Consider the following 19,302-nt stretch of genomic DNA (forward strand, 5'->3'; position numbering starts at 1 on the left):
GCGATGCCCAGAACCGTCCACGTGATCGGGGCAGGACTCGCGGGGCTGTCGGCCGCCGTCGAGCTGCAACGTCGTGGGCGCCGCATCGTGCTGCACGATGCGCACACGCAGGCGGGCGGGCGTTGCCGTTCGTGGTTCGACGCCAGGCTGAACGCGACGCTCGACACCGGACTGCATCTGGTGTTCGCGGGACAGCCCGCGACGCAACGCTACCTGCGGACGATCGGCGCGGCCGATCAGGTGGACGGGCCGGCGCTGCCGGAATTCCCGGTCGTCGACGTCGGCGCGCAGCAGCGCTGGACGCTGCGCTTCGGCAGCAGCCGCTGGCCGTCGTGGCTGTTCGACGCCGCGTCGCGGGCGCCGGGCACGACGCCGCTGGATTACCTGTCGCTCGTGCCGCTCGCGTTCGCGCGCACGGGCCGCTCGCTCGCGCAGACGATGCGTTGCGACGGCGTGCTGTGGGATCGCTGGCTGCGGCCGTATTTCCTCGGCGCGCTGAACGTCGAGCCGCGCCATGCGACGGCGGAACTCGCGCGGGCGGTCGTGTTCGGCACGCTCGCGGCCGGCGGGCCGGCTTGCCGCCCGCTCGTCGCGCGCCACGGGCTCGGCAGCGCGTTCGTCGATCCCGCGCTGCGGATGCTGCAGCACGGCGGCGCGTCGATCCGGCTGCGCTCGCGGCTCGACACGCTCGAATTCGGCGCGAACGGCCATGCGGCGGTCGACGCGCTGATGATCGACGGCGCCCGGGTCGATCTCGCACCGGGCGACGCGGTCGTGCTGGCGGTGCCGCCCGACGTCGCGCAGCCGCTCGTGCCCGACCTGACCGCGCCGGATACGTATAGCGCGGTCGTCACCGCGTACTTCGCGGCCGAACCGCCGCCGGGCTGCGCGGTGTACACGACCGTCGTCAACGGCGCCGCCGTCGACGCGGTGCGGGCCGCCGAAGGCCAGCTCGCGGCGACGATCCGCGACGCGGGCCGCTGGCTCGACACGCCGCGCGAGACGCTCGCGCGAACCATCTGGCAGGACGTCGCGCGCGTGACGGGCGCGTCCGTGGATGCCATGCCCGCGTGGCAGCTCGTCATCGAGCCGCGCGCGGGGTTTGCGGCGGTGCCGTCGCAGGAAATGAAACGTCCGGCTGCGCGTACGCGCTGGACCAATCTCGTGCTGGCGGGCGACTGGATTGCCACCGGCCTGCCCGCCACGATCGAGGGCGCGATTCGCTCCGGCCAGACGGCCGCGGACGTGCTCCAGCAACAATAAGAGAGGGACCGATGAACGATCTCACCGATATGCCAACCCTGGCCGCCGACTCCGCGGCAGCCGACCTCGACGCCGCCGTCGCACGCGCGACCGATGCGCTGCTGGCCGCCCAGCAAGCCGACGGGCACTGGGTCTACGAACTCGAAGCGGATTCGACGATTCCGGCCGAGTACATCCTGCTCGTCCACTATCTCGGCGAAACGCCGAACCTCGAGCTCGAACAGAAGATCGGCCGCTATCTGCGCCGCATCCAGCAGCAGGACGGCGGCTGGCCGCTGTTCACCGACGGCGCGCCGAACATCAGCGCGAGCGTGAAGGCGTACTTCGCGCTGAAGGTGATCGGCGACGACGAGAACGCCGAGCACATGCAGCGTGCGCGCAAGGCGATCCACGCGATGGGCGGCGCCGAGATGTCGAACGTGTTCACGCGCATCCAGCTCGCGCTGTACGGTGCGATTCCGTGGCGCGCGGTGCCGATGATGCCGGTCGAGATCATGCTGCTGCCGCAGTGGTTCCCGTTCCACCTGTCGAAGGTGTCGTACTGGGCGCGCACGGTGATCGTGCCGCTGCTCGTGCTGAACGCGAAGCGGCCGATCGCGAAGAACCCGCGCGGCGTGCGCATCGACGAGCTGTTCATCGATCCGCCCGTCAACGCGGGGCTGCTGCCGCGCCAGGGCCACCAGAGCGCCGGCTGGTTCGCGTTCTTCCGCGTCGTCGATCACTCACTGCGCGCGGTCGACGGCCTGTTCCCGAGCTACACGCGCGAACGCGCGATCCGGCAGGCGGTTGCATTCGTCGACGAGCGCCTGAACGGCGAGGACGGTCTCGGCGCGATCTATCCGGCGATGGCCAACGCGGTGATGATGTACGACGCGCTCGGCTATCCGGAAGACCACCCGAACCGCGCGATCGCACGCCAGTCGGTCGAGAAGCTGCTCGTCGTGCACGACGACGAGGCGTATTGCCAGCCGTGCCTGTCGCCGGTGTGGGACACGTCGCTCGCGGCGCACGCGCTGCTCGAGACGGGCGACCCGCGCGCGGAAGACGCCGTGGTGCGCGGCCTCGAATGGCTGCGTCCGCTGCAGATCCTCGACGTGCGCGGCGACTGGATCTCGCGCCGCCCGAACGTGCGGCCCGGCGGCTGGGCGTTCCAGTATGCGAACCCGCATTACCCGGACGTCGACGATACGGCGGTCGTCGTGATGGCGATGGACCGCGTCGAGAAGCTCCGGCATTCGGACGCGTATCGCGAGTCGATCTCGCGCGCGCGCGAGTGGGTCGTCGGCATGCAGAGCAGCGACGGCGGCTGGGGCGCGTTCGAGCCGGAAAACACGCAGTACTACCTGAACAACATTCCGTTCTCCGATCACGGCGCGCTGCTCGATCCGCCGACCGCGGACGTGTCGGGCCGCTGCCTGTCGATGCTGTCGCAGCTCGGCGAGACCGTCGCAAACAGCGAAGCGGCGCGTCGCTCGCTCGACTACATGCTGAAGGAGCAGGAGCCGGACGGCAGCTGGTACGGCCGCTGGGGGATGAACTACGTGTACGGCACGTGGACCGCGCTGTGCTCGCTGAACGCGGCCGGCCTCGGCCCGGACGATCCGCGCGTGAAGCGCGGCGCGCAGTGGCTGCTGTCGGTCCAGAACAAGGACGGCGGCTGGGGCGAGGACGGCGACAGCTACAAGCTCGACTATCGCGGCTACGAGCAGGCGCCGAGCACGTCGTCGCAGACGGCCTGGGCGCTGCTCGGCCTGATGGCGGCCGGCGAGGTGAACCATCCGGCGGTCGCGCGCGGGATCGACTACCTGATCGCCGAGCAGAAGGAACATGGGCTGTGGGACGAGACGCGCTTCACGGCGACCGGCTTCCCGCGCGTGTTCTACCTGCGCTACCACGGCTATCGCAAGTTCTTCCCGCTGTGGGCGCTTGCGCGCTACCGCAACCTGAAGCGCGCCAACGCGACGCGCGTGACGGTCGGGATGTAACGCGTGACGGCGTCGAAGCACAACGGCACGCTGCCCGTCATCGCGGTGACGGGGATGGCGTTCGAGGCGCGCATCGCGGGCGGCGACGGCGTCGAGGCGGTGTACGCCGCGCGCGCCGATCGGCTCGAACGTGCGCTGACCGAAGCGACCGCGCGCGGCTGCGCGGGCATCGTCAGCTTCGGCACCGCGGGCGGGCTTGCGCCCGACCTCGCGCCGGGCGCGCTCGTGATCGCCGACGCGATCGACGGGCCGTTCGGCCGCGTGCAGACGGACGTCGGCTGGAGCGCGCGGCTCGTCGGCGCGCTGCATGACACGCCGGTCTGGCCGCGCGTCACGCGCGGTGTGATGGCGGCCGTCGGCGCGCCGGTCGTGAGCGAAGAAGACAAGGCGTCGCTGTATCGCGCGAAAGGCGCGCTGGCCGTCGACATGGAATCGCACATCGCCGCGGCCTTCGCGGCGGCGCGCGGCGTGCCGTTCGCGGTGTGCCGTGCGATCGTCGATCCGGCGTGGCGCACGTTGCCGAGCGCCGCGACGGCCGGGCTGCGCGACGACGGCAGCACCGCGATCCTGCCGATCCTGCGCGAGCTCATCAAGCAACCTTCCCAGCTCGGCCCGCTGCTGCAGGTCGCGGGCGATGCGCGCGCGGCGCGCACGACGCTGATCCAGGCGCGGCATGCGTTCGGGCGCGCGGGGGCGCTGCGGATCGGGTGAGCGGAAGTATCCGCTTGTCCCCCCTCGCTTTCTCTTCGCAGGAACGGTGCTCGACGCGGTATTGTCGGAGCCTGGCGGGCTCCTTTTCTCTGGCCAGGTCGCGTTGCGGTTACGGACGGATCGGATGACGGTCATTTGCGCGAAACTGAGTCTTGCGCTCGGCTGTGAGTTGCGTGACGCCGAAATGTAGGGCTCGCGCGTCGATCAGCCCGATTTGCGACGTTATCGTCGACAGTACGGGGGATTACCAATGAGCAAGCTGGGTTGTCAGTGCGGAAACGTTATCCGAGATAACACGCATTCCTTGCCCTACAAGGCGGCCATATTGAAGGATTCGTTTTGCGAGCGATTCACGGATTGGCTTGTAAGCGAGCTACAGAGCTATGTCGTTGCCGTGGAGCAAGGAAGTGTTCGTTCGTGGCTGTTGAGTCGCGGTTATACGGAAGACTACCTGTCCCTTCAACTCGATCACGGAAACGTGCTTCACGACCACCTTCACACCGAGTTTCTTGGCTTGATGCGCACTGCCTACGAGTGCACTGAATGTGGTCGATTGCACGTCGAGACAGCGAGCGACAACTTGTTTGTCTCATACTCGCCTGATTCGAAGAAAAACAACGGTGTCTTGTCCGAATAGGTCGAATTGATTTCGCTCGTGCAGTTGGGCAGCCAACCAAAAAAAGAGCGCTGCCTCAAGCAGCGCTCCTGATGGTCATCGGGCCGATGCCCTGCTACTTTGCCGCGGGACCGCTCGCAGGCACCGCCGGCGTCGCAGCCGGCGCACTCGCCGGCATCGCACTGCCCGCCCCCGGATCGTCATATTGCGGCAGACCCGGCGCGGCCGGCGCGCTGGCCGGCGCCCCGCCCGACTCGCCCGGATCCTCGTAGCTCGGCAGCCCGGGCGCCGCCGGCGTGCCGGCGGGCTTGCCGCCCGGCGTCGCTTCACTCCCCGACTCATCCGGCTCGTTGTATTGCGGCAGCGCGCTCGGCGCGGACTCGCTCTTGTAGGTCAGCGACTTGCGCTGCTGCAGGTATGCGTCGCGGACGAACGAGTACGGATCGAGCGCCGCCTGCTTCAGCAGGTCGGTCGCGCCGAGCAGGTCCGAACGCGCGCTCACGAACTGCATCACGTACATCGGATTGCGCGCGGCCGGCTCGATGTAGTTGAGCAGATTGAAGCGCACGTCGACCGCGCGGCCGACGCCGTCGCGGATCGTGCTCGGCCCGAACACCGGCAGCACCAGATACGGGCCGGACGGCACACCCCAGCGCGCGAGCGTCAGGCCGAAATCCTGGTGATGTTTCGGCAGCCCCGCGGGCGTCGCGATGTCGATCAGGCCGCCGACGCCGAACAGCGAGTTCATCGCGACGCGCATCAGGTCCTGCGTCGCATCGGTGATCCGCAGCTGCAGCAGGTTGTTCGCGATGTTGCCGAGGTCGCCGAGGTTCGAGAAGAAGTTGCTGATCGCCGTGCGCACCGGCGTCGGCGTGACCTTCTGGTAGCCCTTTGCGATCGGCACCGCGATGTTCCGGTCGACGGTGTCGTTGAACGTGTACACCGCGCGGTTCATCGGCTCGAGCGGATCGGACGGATTGCGGTTGGGGCCGGTCGCGCAGCCGCTCAGCAGCGCGCCAGCGGCGACGGTGGCCGCAATGGTTCTTTTATTCATTGATTCCTTGCGATTGGTTCTGCGCGCGCTTCACGCGCGGTTTGCCCATGAGTACCGGCTGGAACACCACGGCGCCGATCAGCGTGCACGTCAGCGCGAGTGCGAGCAGCTTGCCCATGCTGGACGTGCCGGGGTGATGCGACAGCCACAGGCTGCCGAATGCGGTGGCCGTGGTCGCGGCGCTGAACAGCACCGCATGCGTGAGGCTCGAATGCAGCAGGCCGGTCTGCCCGGCGCGCCACGCCATCACGAAATACACCTTGAACGCGACGCCGACGCCGAGCATCAGCGGCAGCGCGATGATGTTGGCGAAGTTGAGCGACATGCCGAACACGACGCACAGCTCGAGCGTCACGATGCCCGACACGAGCAGCGGCACCAGCGTGCGCAGCACGTCGCCGAAACGGCGCAGCGTGATCCACAGCAGGATCGTGATCGATACGATCGACCACAGCGCCGCATGCAGGAACGCGTTGATGATGGTGTCGGCCGAATGCAGGATCGAGATCGGCCCGCCGATCGCGCCCGGCTCGGCGGCCTTCACGGCCGTCGCGAAGCGGCGCAGCATCGTGTCGTCGCCCGGATCGACGCCCTTCGGCACCTGCGGCGAGATCTGCACGAGCGCATGGCCGTCCGGCGCGACCCAGTCGCGCACGAGCTGCGGCGGCAGCGAGCCGCGCGTGATCTCCTGCGGCTGGAGCAACGTTGCGAGCTGGCTGAGCGCGGTGCGCAGCGTATCGGAGAACGCGCGTTCGGCGCGGTCGCGCGTCGCGGCGTCGGCGGCCGCGAGCTTCGCGAGCGACGCCGACAGGTGCTGCGCGGCCGCCGCGCCCGGGCCCGGATGATCCTCGGCCGCGTAGCCCAGCAGGTCCGACACGCGCTTGAGCGCGGCGACGCGCTGCGCGTCGGTCGCGGGCGGCGCGGCGGGCTGGGTCAGCGCGGGCAGCAGCTCGCTCGCGGCGGCGGCGATCGACGCGCGCTTGGCCGGCTGGTCGGCCGGGATGAAGGTCGACAGCGTCGTCGTGCGACCGACTTCGGGCAGCGCGCCGAGACGCTTCGCGGCCGCGTCGGCTTCGGCGAGCGACGGCGCGAGCAGCGTGACGTCGTTGACCGACGCCTCCGGCGAATCCTTCAGCGCGAGCAGTGTCGCCATCGATTCGCTGGATGGGTCCTTCAGGTGCAGCGGGTTGAAATCGAAGTGCAGGAACTTGAGCAGCGGCAGCGCGCCGATCACGACCGCGAGCGTGCCGATCAGGATCGGCTTGCGGTGCGCGTCGAGGAACTCGTCGACCGGTGCGAGCATCGGAAAGCCCGGCGCCTTCGATTCGCCCGGCGGCGCGAACAGGCGCAGCAGCGCGGGCAGCAGCGTGACGGTGGTGGCCAGCGCGACGAACATGCCGACGCCTGCGATCAGGCCGAGCTCGGACACGCCGCGATACGCGGTCGGGATGAACGAGAAGAAGCTGGCCGCAACCGCCGTAGTCGCGAGCGCGAGCGGCATGCCCATCGAGTGCGCGGCGCCGATCAGCGCGTGGTCGATGCGCGGGTCGCGGAAGCGCTCCTCGCGGTACTTCACGCCGTACTGGATCGAGAAATCGACGCCGAGGCCGACGAACAGCACCATGAACGCGACCGAGATCATGTTCAGCGAACCGACCATCATCAGGCCGAGCGCGGCGGTGACGGCGAGGCCGACGAACAGCGTGACGATCACCGAGCCGATCATCCGCTTCGAGCGCAGCGCGAGCCACAGGATGACGAGCACGGCGAGCAGCGTGAGGGCGCCGTTGAGCGCCGCGCCGTCCTGCACCGACGCGAATTCGTCGTCGGCGAGCGGCTGCTCGCCGGTCAGCCGCACGACCGCGCCGAAGCGCTTCTCGAGGTCGAGCGCGCGCGCGGTGTCGCGGATCGTCCGGCTCGCTTCCTCGCCGGCCTTCAGCGCGCCGTAGTTCACCACCGGCTGCACGGTGACGAACGCGCGCGCGGGCTGCTTCGCGGCGTCGTTGTCGACGAGCGCGCGCCACGAGAACGCGGCGGGCTTGCCGGCCAGCACGTCGTCGACCGTCGCGGCGCTGCGCGACAGCAGCTTGGCCATTGCCGGCAGCTTCACCTGGCCGGTCAGGAGCGGCTGGCCGAGCGTCGTCGACAGCGTGGTCGCGAGCCCGGTCAGGCTCGGGTTCTTCGCGAGCTCGTTGACGAGCGGACGCGCGCGCGCGAGTTCCGACGTGGTGTCCGCGACTTCCTGCGGCGGCAGGAACAGCAGCCCGTTGTGCTCGAAGAACGGGCCGCCGCCGGGCTCGGCGACCTGGCCGATGCGGCCGGCCTCGGCCTGCTTCTGCAGCGCGGCCGTCAGCGTATGCGCGGCGGCCGTCGCGAATTCGGGCGCGGGGGCTTCGACGACCGCGAGGATCGTGCCGTCGCGTTGCGGAAACGCGCGGTCGATGCCCTTGCCGAGCGCCGCCCATTGAGGCTCGGCGTCGACGAGCTTGCTGATGTCCGTATTGATCTTGAAGTGACGCGCGACGTAGACGCCGCTCATGGCGGCGATGATCAGCGACAGCACGACGACCCAGACCGGGCGTCGGACCGACCACGCGACGAGTCGAATGATGAGATTGGTCACCATGAGGTGGTGGGGTGGGGCTCGAAAAGGCAAAGTGTCCAAGTATACCGGCGCAGCGCGGCGGCGGTCGTGACGTTGGGGGTTGTGCGGCCGGAAGTATCTTTTCCTGTCGGAGGGGGAATCGGCGCGGGGCCGGGTTCCCGGCATAGGTAAGCATTTGTTTACTTTCCTCGAGCCGCCGTTTCTGGTCGTGCCTGTGACAATCCGGCTTGAAAGGTAACAGTCGGTCACGGCGCGGCAGGCGTGTGTCAGGCCCGGTATACTTGCGTCGACCGGACGGCGCGCCGCGCCGTCCGTTTTTCCTTAGCGAGTGCGATATCCGTATGAAACGTCATTTGTTTGCTTTTCTCGCCGCGGCCACCGTGTCGATTTCCGCTTTCGCGCAGAGTGCGCCGGTCGACGTGGTTCGCAATGCGGTCGAGGGCACCGTCAATGCGATGAAGGCCGATCCGGTCGCGCGCGGCGGCGACATGGCGAAGGTCACGCAGGTGGTCGAGGCGCGCTTCCTGCCCGCGACGAATTTCGAGCGCACGACCCGCATCGCGGTCGGCGACGCATGGAAGCAGGCGACGCCGCAACAGCAGCAGGAGCTGTACAAGCAATTCAAGCTGCTGATGACGCGCACTTATGCCGCGTCGCTCGCGCAGCTCGGCAACCAGGATGCGAAGTTCTCGTTCAAGGCGGGCGGCGCGTCGGGCGCCGACGCGCTCGTGCAGTCGACGGTGACGACGCCGGGCGACAGCCAGTCGGTCGGCTACCGGCTCGGCAAGATCGGCAACGACTGGAAGATCTACGACATCGACATGTCGGGCGCGTGGCTGATCCAGGTCTATCAGGGGCAGTTCAAGAGCCAGCTCGCGCAGGGCGGCATCGACGGGCTGATCGCGTTCCTGCAGAAGCACAACGCGCGGACGAACTGACGGTCGGACGCGATTTGCGACTGGAATGCGGCCCGTCGGCGGCCGGCTCGTTTAGCCTTTCTGTCGAGACGCCAACCAGCGGAACGTGAACGCTGACACCATGACGCCCCGGTCGCGAATGCGGCCGGGGCGTTTCACATTGCGCGGTGTCCGGCGACCTCGACGCGAGGAATCAATGTCGGGCGGGACGCGGCGGATCTGCTACGAAAATCTGTTCGGCAAAGCGCTGAACGGCATTTTGCTTTCGGCCAGCACGTTGCGTTTGCAATGGCATGGAGGTTGGCCGTACGCGAAGCACTGCTTATGGCTCGCGTCGTTGATTTTCCTCGATGGCTTGCCGTAGCGCCTTGCGAAGCCTGCGGTTCTCGATGAGCAATGCGACGATCGTAATCGCCAGGATAATCGCCGGCGCCTCTTTCCCCGAAATACGAGCGAACACGCTCGCCAACCCGGCACACAAAAGCGCAACCAGCAACAACAGTAACCGGTCCTTCCACCACGCACGTGAAGCCTGTTTCACGTCGCCACCTCAGCTGTATCTGCGGCGAGCGGACGCTGCCCTTCCATCACCGACATCCGCGATACGGAACATCGCGATTTCACTCCTCGATTCAGATTACCGATACCTGCTTGTGATGCCGATTGCCGCATGACGAGTTCGTGCACGCGTCATGCGAATCACGATCGCGTCGCTTGTTGTGGAAAGCGAAAGAATTCCATCGACCTTGGTGGAGGTCGATTGGACAAGTATGAAATTGGAAGGCGAATTGCGCGTGAGCACTGTCCAACGGCAAATGAGCCTGTTGCCGCGCGTCTCCAGCGGGCGATGAGCCCGGAGCGAAGGAAACACGCCAGTGTATCGCCTGCGATGTCCTTGTGTGCCGGGAGCCTGATTCGGACTTATGGCCCGGTGTGCGTTCGATCGTGATGGTCGAGGTCGCTCGGGAAATCGGCGATGCCAAGACGACCGAGCGGCGTTACTACGTGTCGAGGCTGTCTGCCGACGTCGTACGGATTCCATGGGTCGTGCGGGCGCATAGGCGTATCGAGATCAGCATGCGCTGGGAGTCGGACATGGCCTTCGGTGAAGACCAAGGCAGGGTTCGCATCAACAACGCCACCCGGAACTTTGCGATCCTGCGCCGCATCTGCCTGAACCTGCTCAAAGCGGGTGCCAGTGACGCCCGCTGCACCGCTGTTCTCCGTTTGTGACATTTCGTGCGATTGCCCTGCGTTGCAATACATTGGATTCTGCTTTTCGGTTTTGTCTGATTGACGCTTCAAGCTTCATCTTTCATTGTTTGGTTGGTTTGATCTTTCGTTTTCTAATTGGGAGGGGAGAATGGCGCAGGATATTTTCTTAAAGCTAACGGGTATAGCGGGCGAATCGATGGATGCCGATCATTCGAACGAAATCGAGGTGCTGACGTGGGATTGGTCAGTGAGCCAGCAATCTAATATGCATATGGGGAGTGGTGGAGGCGCAGGCAGATGCACTGTTGATGATCTGACCTTTGAGCACTACATCGACCGTGCTACGCCGAATCTGGTTCAGTATTGCCTGACGGGAAAGCATATTGAACGCGCCGTACTGATAATGCGCAAGGCTGGTGGCGCGCCGCTCGAATATCTCACTATCACGATGGAGGACGTGCTCATTACCCAGGTCAAGCCTGTTAGCAACACTAACATGCGGGTTCCGCGCGAAGAAGTTCGATTGTCCTTTGCTCGTATGAGGCAGGAATATGTGGTTCAGAATTCCCGGGGTGGTAATGCCGGGGCTGTGAGCATGGGCTACGACATCAAGGCCAATAAGGCAATTTAACGATAGGGATGTGCAATGTTGTTTATTTCAAAACAAGGTCATGTCGACGCCGAGCGCATCAAGGTTAAGATTTTTTCAACAATTGAGCGAGGTCAGATGTCCAAGGTGAATGGAATCGTCGTTCACCAAACAGATGGAACTGCAGCCAGTAGCACGTTTAATAGCTATGCGGAAAGCGGGGCGAACGGAGCGCACTTCTTGATAGACAAGAATGGAGCCATTTATCAAACCGCCTCGGTGTATAAACGAACCAATCATGTTGGATTGCTAAAATCTCGATGTCTTGTGGAAAAGAAATGTAGCCCATCCGAATTCGAGAAGGTGTCTTCTATGGTTGGAAGATTTAAAAAATTATCAGGGATGGAATACAAGAGAGATTTTCCGGATAGGTATCCTGGGAATGCGGATTCTATTGGTATAGAGATCGTTGGTCGCATGGATAGAAAAACAAACATTTACGAGGTTGTAAATGATGAACAAAATGAATCTTTGAGGTGGCTTGTGAAGGAGCTTTGCGACACATTAGGAGTATCTTTTTCCGAGATATACAGGCATCCCGATGTGTCGTACAAGAGGGAAACTGAAGCGGGTACTGCAAAATGGGATTGATATATAAATCGCTCTTGTTCGCGTACATTTTTTTGTTTTGCTGTGCCTCCCAGGCAAGAGGGGTGAAGGCTATTGAGATTCGCGAATATGGGAAGAGTAGGGAGGGTGATGCGGTGAATGCCTGTAAAAAATTTCAACCTACTGTCAGGCAGGTCAGAAACTTTTTCTTAAAGGCTTATCCTGTCGAGGGGTATATGTTTTCTCATGAGCGCTATTCATCGTGTTATGCAAAGGGGACGTTGAGGTTTGATGATGGTAGTTCGGGGACGTGGGAGCTATCTTCGAGCGGCGTTGCGACATTTATCTTCACAAGAGGGGATGTAGTGACGCTTTATTATAAAAATAATAAATGGTACGACCCATTTGCTTGCACTTATGGGCTTGGCGACGTTGGGGAATGCTAGATTGCCGGGCCGTGTGAGCTGTGAGTTGGACATGGCCTCCGGTGAAGACCCATGCAGGGTTCGCGTCGACAACGCCACCCAGAACTTTGCGGTCCCGCACCGAGTCTGTCTGAACCTGCACAAAGCAGATACGGCTACGAACGCCGGCATCAAGAATCGACGGCTCAAAGCGGGTGCCAGCGACGGTTATCGCGCCGACGTTCTCCTTTTGTGGCCGTTCGTGCGATTGCCCTGGCGCGTGGCGTGAGCTACCCGGGTTTCGCCCCTACCGCCGCCGATGCTCGACCGCGAACTTGATCAGCTCGGCCTGTCCTTCGATGTCGAGCTTGCGTTTCAGGTTGAGCCGGTGCGTCTCGACGGTGCGCACCGACAGCCCGGTCTGCTGCGCGATCTGCTTGCTCGACAGGCCTTCGGCGAGCGCATCGAGGATGTCGCGCTCGCGCGGCGTCAGGCGATCGAGCGGCGACGCCGCCGCGCTGGCGTGGATCATCCGCGCGGCGAGCCCTTCGCTGAAGAACGTGTGGCCCGCAAGCACCGCGCCGATCGCGCGGACGATCTCGCTCGCCGGCGAATCCTTCAGCAGGTAGCCGCTCGCGCCGGCGCGCACGGCCTGCGTCACGTATTCGACGTTGTCGTGCATCGACAGCATCAGCACGCGGATGCCGGGAAAGCGCTCGTGGAACACGCCTGCGAGCGCGATGCCGTTCATGCCGTTCATGCCGACGTCCATCAGCGCGAGATCGGGTTCGAGCGATTCGGCAAGCGCCAGCGCCTCGTCGGCATTGCCGGCCTCGCCGACGACCGACAGGTCGGCCGCCTCGAGCCGCATCCGCAGGCCGTCGCGCACGAGCGGATGGTCGTCGACGAGCAGAAGGCGGGCGACCGGCTGGGCGACCGGCTGGGCGACGGAGTCGGCGGGGAGCCTTGCGGGGGTGTCCGGGGCGCTCATGGGCAATGGGTCTCCTTGAATCGAGTGGCGGCGCGCGCGGTCAGGCCGGTGAAGTCAGCGGCACGCGCGCGGCCACCACGGTATGGCCGACCTGCGACGTGATCGTCAGCGCGCCGCCGAGCGCGTCGAGACGTTCGCGCATGTTGCGCAGGCCGATGCCGCCGCGCGCGTCGGCCTGCGAGCGCTCGGCGTCGAACCCGCAGCCGTTGTCGGCGATGCTCAGCGTGACCGCGTGCGTCGCGACGTCGAGCGTCACCGCGGCGCGCGACGCCTGCGCATGATGCACGATGTTGCTGAGCGCTTCCTGCGCGATCCGGAACAGCGCGGTGTTGACCGCGGCGGGCAGCGGCCGCGCGCCGCTGTGGGCGACCTGTGTGTAGCCGATGTCGACGCCGCTTTCCGCGCCGAGCTCGCGCACGAGCTGGTCGAGCGCGGCCGCGAGCCCGAGATCGTCGAGCATCGCGGGCCGCAGCGCGTGCGAGATGCGCCGCACTTCGCGCAGCGTGTCGCCGAGCCGGACGACGCCGGACGCGAGCGCCTGCTCGGCCTCGGGCACGCGCGCCGCGCCGCGCTCGAAGCGCGCGAGCGCCGATTCGAGCATCAGCTTCGCCGACACCATCATTTGGCTGATGCCATCGTGCAACTCGCGCGACAGCCGCGCGCGCTCCTGTTCCTGCGATTCGACGACGCGCTGCGCAAGCTGCTTGAGCTTCGCATCCGCGCTGCGCGATTCGCTGACGTTCAGCACCAGCGCGCAGACGGCGATCGCCGCCGCGCCGGCCAGCGCGATCACGGTCAGCCAGCTCATCGTGCGCTCGATGTTCGCGGACGCGCGCGCATCGATCCGCTGCAGCGCGTTGTCGACGTCGTCGAGGTAGATGCCCGTGCCGACCATCCAGCCCCAGCGTTCGAGCGCGACGACGTAGCCGAGCTTCGGCGCGGCCCGCCCGGTCGACGGGCGCTGCCAGATGTAGCGGACGTAGCCGCCGCCGTGCGACGCGGCGTTGATCAGCTGCTGGATCGTCAGGCTGCCCTGCGGGTCGCGCATCGTCCAGAAATTGTGGCCGACCCGCTCGGGCTCGCGCGGATGCATCAGCGAATTGCCGTGCAGGTCGTATACGAAGAAATAGCCGTCGGGGCCGAAATCCATTTTCTGCAGCATCGCGAGCGCCTGCGTGCGCAGCAGCGCGTCGTCGCGCGCGTTGCTGCCGCTCGCTTCGTAGAGTGGCATGATCGCGCTCGTCGCCAGGTCGACGTAATGCTTGAGCTCGACTTCCTTGCTCGACAGGTACGCGGACTGGATCGTCGCATGCTGGGTGCGCGCGAGCGACGTCGCCTGGTGGCGCACCCCGAAGCCGATGCCGGCGATCGCGACGAGAAACGGCACGATGGCCAGAAGGAAGATCTTTGCCTTGAGTCTCATGATGATGTGGGCCGGCCATGCGGGCCTGTGCCGGCGCATCGACCCGGTATTGTCGGCGATTTTGCGTGCGCGTGGCGGGGCGCCGCACGCCGTCGCGTCACGCCTGCCGGCGCTGGAAGCGCGTGGGGGCTTGCACGAATACCTGGTTGCGGCCGCGCTCCTTCGCGCAATACAGCGCGTCGTCGGCGCGCTTCAGCGCCGCGTGCACGCTGCCGTCCCATTCGGGGAAGCAGGTCGTCACGCCGATGCTGGCGGTCAGCCGGCCGAACTCGCTGGCGTCGTGCCGGATGCCGAGCTCGTGGATGCTCGCGCGGATCGTCTCGGCGACCGCCGCCGCGCCGCCCGCGTCGACGTCCGGCAGGATCACGACGAATTCCTCGCCGCCGTAGCGCGCCGCGTAGTCGGCCGGGCGGCGCAGGCAGCCGGCGAGGCAGCGTCCGACCGCGGCGAGCGCGTCGTCGCCGGCCTGATGGCCTTGGGTGTCGTTGTAGCGCTTGAAGTAGTCGACGTCGACGAACAGCAGCGACAGTGCATGCTGCGAGCGCGCGGCGCGGCGCCATTCGCGCTCGAGCGTGAGGTCGAGCATGCGGCGGTTGTCGAGGCCGGTGAGGCCGTCGGTGCGCGCGAGCGCCCGCAGCTCGGCTTCCGCGCGATGGCGCCTGCGCAGCTGCACGTCGAGCAGCAGCGACAGGCCGACGAAGCCGAGCGCAAGCAGCACCATCGCGGACCCGATCGGAATCGCGCGGTCGTACCACGCGGCGTAGATGTCCGATTCGGCCTCGGCGACCATGATGATCAGCGGCAGGTTGTCGAGGTGCCGGAACACGTACAGGCGCCGCACGCCGTCGATCGACGCGGTGTCGGCGAAGCTGCCGTCGTGGGCGGTCATGAAATGCTTGAACGTGCTGGCCCGGCTGATGTCGCGGCCGATGATCTTCGGATCGAACGGCTTGCGCATCAGCATCCGGCCGTTGGTCGCGATCAGCGACATCGAGCCGCGCTTGCCGAGCGTGAGGCGCGCGAACAGGTCCTGGAAATATTCGAGCCGGATCGACATCACGGCGATGCCGCCGAACGAGCCGTCGGGCTGCGAGATGCGGCGGCTGAGCGCGATGCTCGGCGAGCCGTTGCGCAGCCGCGACCGATACGGATCACTGATGTACAGGCCGACGTCCGGCCGGTCGCGATGCACGGTGAAGTAGGGTTCGTCGGCGAAATTGGCTTTGCGCGGCACGTCGCTCGCGCCGTCGACCACAATGTTGCCCTGCGCGTCCATCGCATAGATGCCGCCGAGATAGCGGGCCGCCGTCGCGCGGTCGAACAGCACCTGGCGACGCAGCGACATCGGCAGGCGCACGACGTCGGGCTGGCCCTGCCCGTCGACGACCGCCTGCAGCGACAGCGAATAGATCTCGATGTTGCGCTCGATGTCCCACACGGCCATCAGCGCGAGGTTCTGCATCGTGGTGCGCGCGCGCTCGCGCGCATCGATCCGGCCCTCGTAGAGCACGATGCCGCACAGCAGCAGCAGGAGCAGCGCGATCAGCAGGCCCGAGTAGAAAATCAGGTGCGGAAGCAACAACCGGCGCAGGCGTGTGGCGGCGCGGCTCGTCAGGCCGGGTTCGCTGGGCGCTGCGTAGTCGGTATCTGCCATGGTCCGAATATCGGTGGGCATCGCCGGTACGCGCGACGGGCGTGCCGGGCCGATGCTGTTGTTCGTATGGTGTTGCTGGCGGCGATCCGGTACGGCTCTGTTCACGCCGGATGGCGGGCGGGCCCCGGGCGGGCACCGAAACCATCCGGATGTCTGTCTCCTGTTTGATGGAGAAACGACCAGGCTGCGATATCGGCGGCAGGCGGCTGACCCTCGCGCAATTGCCGTCGGCGTCCGATGCAAGGCACATTGCACGGCGCGCATCGGACGCAGTATAACTGCGCGCTTTTGCGGGCGCGATAAATGTTGAGAATCGATGTGACGAATTGAATTACGTCGGGTTTCAACGGACGCGAACGGCGGTTCGCGCCTTGTCCGGCAACGGTTTTCAGGCGCCGGACGGTCAAATCGAACGGCCGTTCGTGACCGGCCATGAAAACGGGCGGCCGCGATGGCCGCCCGTTTCGGCGCGCAGGCACGCGGGGAGACCCGCGTGCGGCGATCAGCCGGCGCGCTGATGCTGCTTGAACGCGAGCCGGAACTGGTGCAGCAGCGGCTCGGTATAGCCGCTCGGCTGCGCAGTGCCCTGCAGCGCGAGCGCGCACGCGGCCTTGAACGCATGCGACGCATCGAAATCGGGCGCCATCGGCCGGTAGTTCGCGTCGCCGGCATTCTGCCCGTCGACGACGCGCGCCATCCGCTTGAACACGCCGAGCACGAAGTCCTCGGTGATCACGCCGTGGCGCAGCCAGTTCGCGATGTGCTGGCTCGAGATGCGCAGCGTCGCGCGGTCTTCCATCAGGGCGACGTTGTTGATGTCGGGCACCTTCGAGCAGCCGACGCCCTGCTCGACCCAGCGCACGACGTAGCCGAGGATGCCCTGCGCGTTGTTCTCGACCTCGCGCAGGATCTCGGCTTCGCTCCATTCGGCACGCTCGACGACCGGGATCGTCAGTAATCCTTCGAGCAGCGCGTCGCGCTCGCTCGCGTACGGGATCTTCTCGAGTTCCTGCTGGACGGCCTGCACGTCGACCAGGTGGTAGTGCAGCGCATGCAGCGTCGCGGCGGTCGGCGACGGCACCCACGCGGTGTTCGCGCCCGCGCGCGGATGGCCGATCTTCTGCTCGAGCATCGCGTGCATCAGGTCCGGCATCGCCCACATGCCCTTGCCGATCTGCGCGCGGCCGCGCAGCCCGGCGGCGAGGCCGGCGAGCACGTTGTTGCGCTCGTACGCGGTGATCCACGCCGACGTCTTCATGTCGCCCTTGCGGATCATCGGGCCCGCTTCCATCGACGAGTGCATCTCGTCGCCGGTGCGGTCGAGGAAGCCCGTGTTGATGAACGCGACGCGCGCGGCGGTGGCCGCGATGCACGCGGCGAGGTTCACGCTGGTGCGGCGCTCCTCGTCCATGATGCCCATCTTCAGCGTGTTGCGCGGCAGGCCGTACAGGTCTTCGATGCGCGCGAACAGCGTGTCGGAGAACGCGACTTCCACGGGGCCGTGCATCTTCGGCTTCACGATGTAGATCGAGCCCGTGCGCGAGTTGCGCTTCGACTTCAGGTCGTGCAGCGCGCACAGCGTCGTGACGACGCCGTCGAGGATGCCTTCCGGAATCTCGTGGCCGTCGCGGTCGAGCACCGCGCCGTTGGTCATCAGGTGGCCGACGTTGCGGATGAACAGCAGCGAGCGGCCGTGCAGCGTCAGCGTGCCGCCGGCGGGCGTCGTGTAGTCGCGGTCGGCGTTCAGGCGGCGCGTGAAGGTCTTGCCGCCCTTCGACACTTCCTCGGCGAGCGTGCCCTGCATCAGGCCGAGCCAGTTGCGGTAGAGCTGCACCTTGTCGTCCGCGTCGACCGCGGCGACCGAATCCTCGCAGTCGATGATCGTGCTGACCGCCGCTTCGAGCACGACGTCCTTCACGTTCGCGACGTCGGTGCGGCCGATCGGCGTCGACGCGTCGATCTGGATCTCGATGTGCAGGCCGTTGTGCTTCAGCAGGATCGCCGACGGCGCATCGGCTGCGCCCTGGTAGCCCGCGAACCGGTCGGGTTGCGCGAGATGCGTGACGCCGTCGCGGGTGTCGACGGCGAGCTGGCCGTCCTGCACGTGGTAGCGCAGCGCGTCGCGGTGCGAGCCGCGCGCGAGCGGCGCCGCGTTGTCGAGCACGCCGCGCGCATAGTCGATCACGTGCTGCCCGCGCGTCGGGTTGTAGGCCGCGGTGCGTTCCGCGCCGTTGTCCTCGGGCAGCGCATCGGTGCCGTACAGCGCGTCATACAGGCTGCCCCAGCGCGCGTTCGCGGCGTTCAGCGCATAGCGCGGAATCGACAGCGGCACGACGAGCTGCGGGCCGGCTTGCTGCGCGATTTCGCTGTCGACGTTCTCGGTGGCGGCCGCGACGCTCGCGGGCGCGGGCACCAGGTAGCCGATCTGCTCGAGGAACGCGCGATACGCGGCGTGGTCGCGCACCGGGCCGGGGTGCGCGCGGTGCCACGTATCGAGTTCCTGCTGCAGGCGGTCGCGTTCCGCGAGCAGTTCGCGGTTGCGCGGCGCGAGGTCGTGCACCAGCGCGGAGAAGCCGCGCCAGAATGCCGCCTTGTCGATGCCGGTGCCCGGCAGCGCTTCGTTTTCGATGAACTGGCTCAGCGCATCCGCGACTTGCAGTCCGTCATGGTCGATCATCGTGAGTCCTCCCGGGGAAAGATGGGGCGCGCGCGGCTCAGGCCGCGACGCTTTGTAGGCCGGCGCGGGCGATCTGCGCGTCCTGTTCGGACTTTACGCCAGACACGCCGATTGCGCCCGCGACCTGGCCGTCGACCGTCACGGGCAAGCCGCCTTCGAGCAAGCCCGCAATCGGCACGCTCAGAAAGGCGGTGCGGCCGCCGTTGATCATATCCTCATACGCTTTGGTTTCGCGCCGGCCGAGCGCGGCGGCGCGCGCCTTTTCCTGCGCGACATACGCGCTCGCGGGCGACGCGCCGTCGAGCCGCATGAGCGCGAGCGGGTGGCCGCCGTCGTCGACGACGGCGATCGTCACGGCCCAGCCGTGGCGTTCGGCTTCAGCGCGGGCGGCGGCCAGCATGCGGTCCGCGTCGGCGCGTTCGAGTACGGGTCTGGTTTGCATGGCGTATGCTCCGGAATCAGTTGACGTGGGGGTGTCGAACAGTTCGCTCCAGTGCGCGCGGGCGGGCGGCCCGTGCCATGCCGATCAGTCTGGCAGCCGATGCGGGCGGTGACAATCGGGTCTGGCTGCGCGGGCCGGTTGCGCGTT

General features: G+C 66.4%; 14 protein-coding genes and 1 pseudogene. 7 read left to right on the top strand and 8 right to left on the bottom strand.

The window, feature by feature from the left end; translation table 11 throughout:
• Positions 1 to 3: 3 nt before the first annotated feature.
• Genes hpnE through HWX31_RS24770 form a run of 3 tightly spaced genes read left to right on the top strand, consistent with a single transcriptional unit; the run spans position 4 to position 3,959 of the window.
• Entirely contained in the window at positions 4 to 1,263 is a 1,260-nt protein-coding gene (hpnE, locus tag HWX31_RS24760; RefSeq protein ID WP_174960796.1) for a hydroxysqualene dehydroxylase HpnE, read from the top strand.
• An 11-nt stretch (positions 1,264 to 1,274) separates the two neighbouring features.
• Positions 1,275 to 3,248, top strand: a complete 1,974-nt coding sequence (shc, locus tag HWX31_RS24765; protein WP_174960799.1) for a squalene--hopene cyclase — start codon at positions 1,275 to 1,277, stop codon at positions 3,246 to 3,248.
• A 54-nt stretch (positions 3,249 to 3,302) separates the two neighbouring features.
• The gene (locus HWX31_RS24770) at positions 3,303 to 3,959 is read left to right on the top strand and encodes a phosphorylase (RefSeq protein WP_059610691.1); all 657 of its coding nucleotides are present in this window, start codon (positions 3,303 to 3,305) and stop codon (positions 3,957 to 3,959) included.
• A gap of 731 nt (positions 3,960 to 4,690) precedes the next feature.
• Here HWX31_RS24770 and HWX31_RS24775 read toward each other — a convergent pair.
• Together HWX31_RS24775 and hpnN are read right to left on the bottom strand one after the other, a co-directional pair.
• Entirely contained in the window at positions 4,691 to 5,629 is a 939-nt protein-coding gene (locus HWX31_RS24775; protein WP_174960801.1) for an MlaA family lipoprotein, read from the bottom strand.
• Positions 5,622 to 8,255, bottom strand: coding sequence for a hopanoid transporter HpnN (gene hpnN / locus HWX31_RS24780; protein ID WP_174960803.1), 2,634 nt, complete (start codon positions 8,253 to 8,255; stop codon positions 5,622 to 5,624). The genes HWX31_RS24775 and hpnN overlap by 8 nt, the downstream gene beginning before the upstream one ends.
• Before the next feature lie 320 nt (positions 8,256 to 8,575).
• On the opposite strand from hpnN, the gene HWX31_RS24785 reads away from it, so the two are divergent.
• Complete coding sequence (locus HWX31_RS24785) at positions 8,576 to 9,172, top strand: MlaC/ttg2D family ABC transporter substrate-binding protein (RefSeq protein ID WP_010090215.1); 597 nt, start codon at positions 8,576 to 8,578, stop codon at positions 9,170 to 9,172.
• 301 nt (positions 9,173 to 9,473) lie between these two features.
• On the opposite strand, the gene HWX31_RS24790 is transcribed toward HWX31_RS24785, so the two are convergent.
• The gene (locus HWX31_RS24790; RefSeq protein WP_174960805.1) at positions 9,474 to 9,692 is read right to left on the bottom strand and encodes a hypothetical protein; all 219 of its coding nucleotides are present in this window, start codon (positions 9,690 to 9,692) and stop codon (positions 9,474 to 9,476) included.
• A gap of 323 nt (positions 9,693 to 10,015) precedes the next feature.
• On the opposite strand from HWX31_RS24790, the pseudogene HWX31_RS24795 reads away from it, so the two are divergent.
• The 3 genes and pseudogenes from HWX31_RS24795 to HWX31_RS24805 all read left to right on the top strand — a co-directional run.
• A pseudogene (locus HWX31_RS24795) lies at positions 10,016 to 10,384 on the top strand (ISAs1 family transposase); the annotation flags it as partial.
• Between the two features lie 130 nt (positions 10,385 to 10,514).
• Positions 10,515 to 10,997 (top strand): Hcp family type VI secretion system effector, encoded by a 483-nt coding sequence (locus tag HWX31_RS24800; RefSeq protein ID WP_174960807.1) that lies wholly within the window; start codon positions 10,515 to 10,517, stop codon positions 10,995 to 10,997.
• A gap of 96 nt (positions 10,998 to 11,093) precedes the next feature.
• Positions 11,094 to 11,606 carry a peptidoglycan recognition protein family protein gene (locus tag HWX31_RS24805; protein ID WP_244143841.1) on the top strand — a complete coding sequence of 171 codons (513 nt, stop codon included), beginning with the start codon at positions 11,094 to 11,096 and terminating at the stop codon, positions 11,604 to 11,606.
• 669 nt (positions 11,607 to 12,275) lie between these two features.
• Here the strand turns inward: HWX31_RS24805 and HWX31_RS24810 are convergent.
• From HWX31_RS24810 to HWX31_RS24830, 5 genes are all read right to left on the bottom strand, one after another.
• The gene (locus HWX31_RS24810) at positions 12,276 to 12,959 is read right to left on the bottom strand and encodes a response regulator (protein WP_059610629.1); all 684 of its coding nucleotides are present in this window, start codon (positions 12,957 to 12,959) and stop codon (positions 12,276 to 12,278) included.
• Positions 12,960 to 12,999: 40 nt separating this feature from the next.
• Positions 13,000 to 14,382, bottom strand: a complete 1,383-nt coding sequence (locus HWX31_RS24815; RefSeq protein ID WP_174960812.1) for a cache domain-containing protein — start codon at positions 14,380 to 14,382, stop codon at positions 13,000 to 13,002.
• A gap of 97 nt (positions 14,383 to 14,479) precedes the next feature.
• Positions 14,480 to 16,036 carry a sensor domain-containing diguanylate cyclase gene (locus HWX31_RS24820; protein WP_174960813.1) on the bottom strand — a complete coding sequence of 519 codons (1,557 nt, stop codon included), beginning with the start codon at positions 16,034 to 16,036 and terminating at the stop codon, positions 14,480 to 14,482.
• Between the two features lie 502 nt (positions 16,037 to 16,538).
• Complete coding sequence (locus tag HWX31_RS24825; protein ID WP_174960815.1) at positions 16,539 to 18,713, bottom strand: malate synthase G; 2,175 nt, start codon at positions 18,711 to 18,713, stop codon at positions 16,539 to 16,541.
• A 37-nt stretch (positions 18,714 to 18,750) separates the two neighbouring features.
• Entirely contained in the window at positions 18,751 to 19,155 is a 405-nt protein-coding gene (locus tag HWX31_RS24830) for a GlcG/HbpS family heme-binding protein (protein WP_059610626.1), read from the bottom strand.
• Between the last annotated feature and the right edge of the window lie 147 nt (positions 19,156 to 19,302).

Source organism: Burkholderia ubonensis, assembly GCF_902833085.1.
GTDB lineage: Bacteria > Pseudomonadota > Gammaproteobacteria > Burkholderiales > Burkholderiaceae > Burkholderia > Burkholderia ubonensis.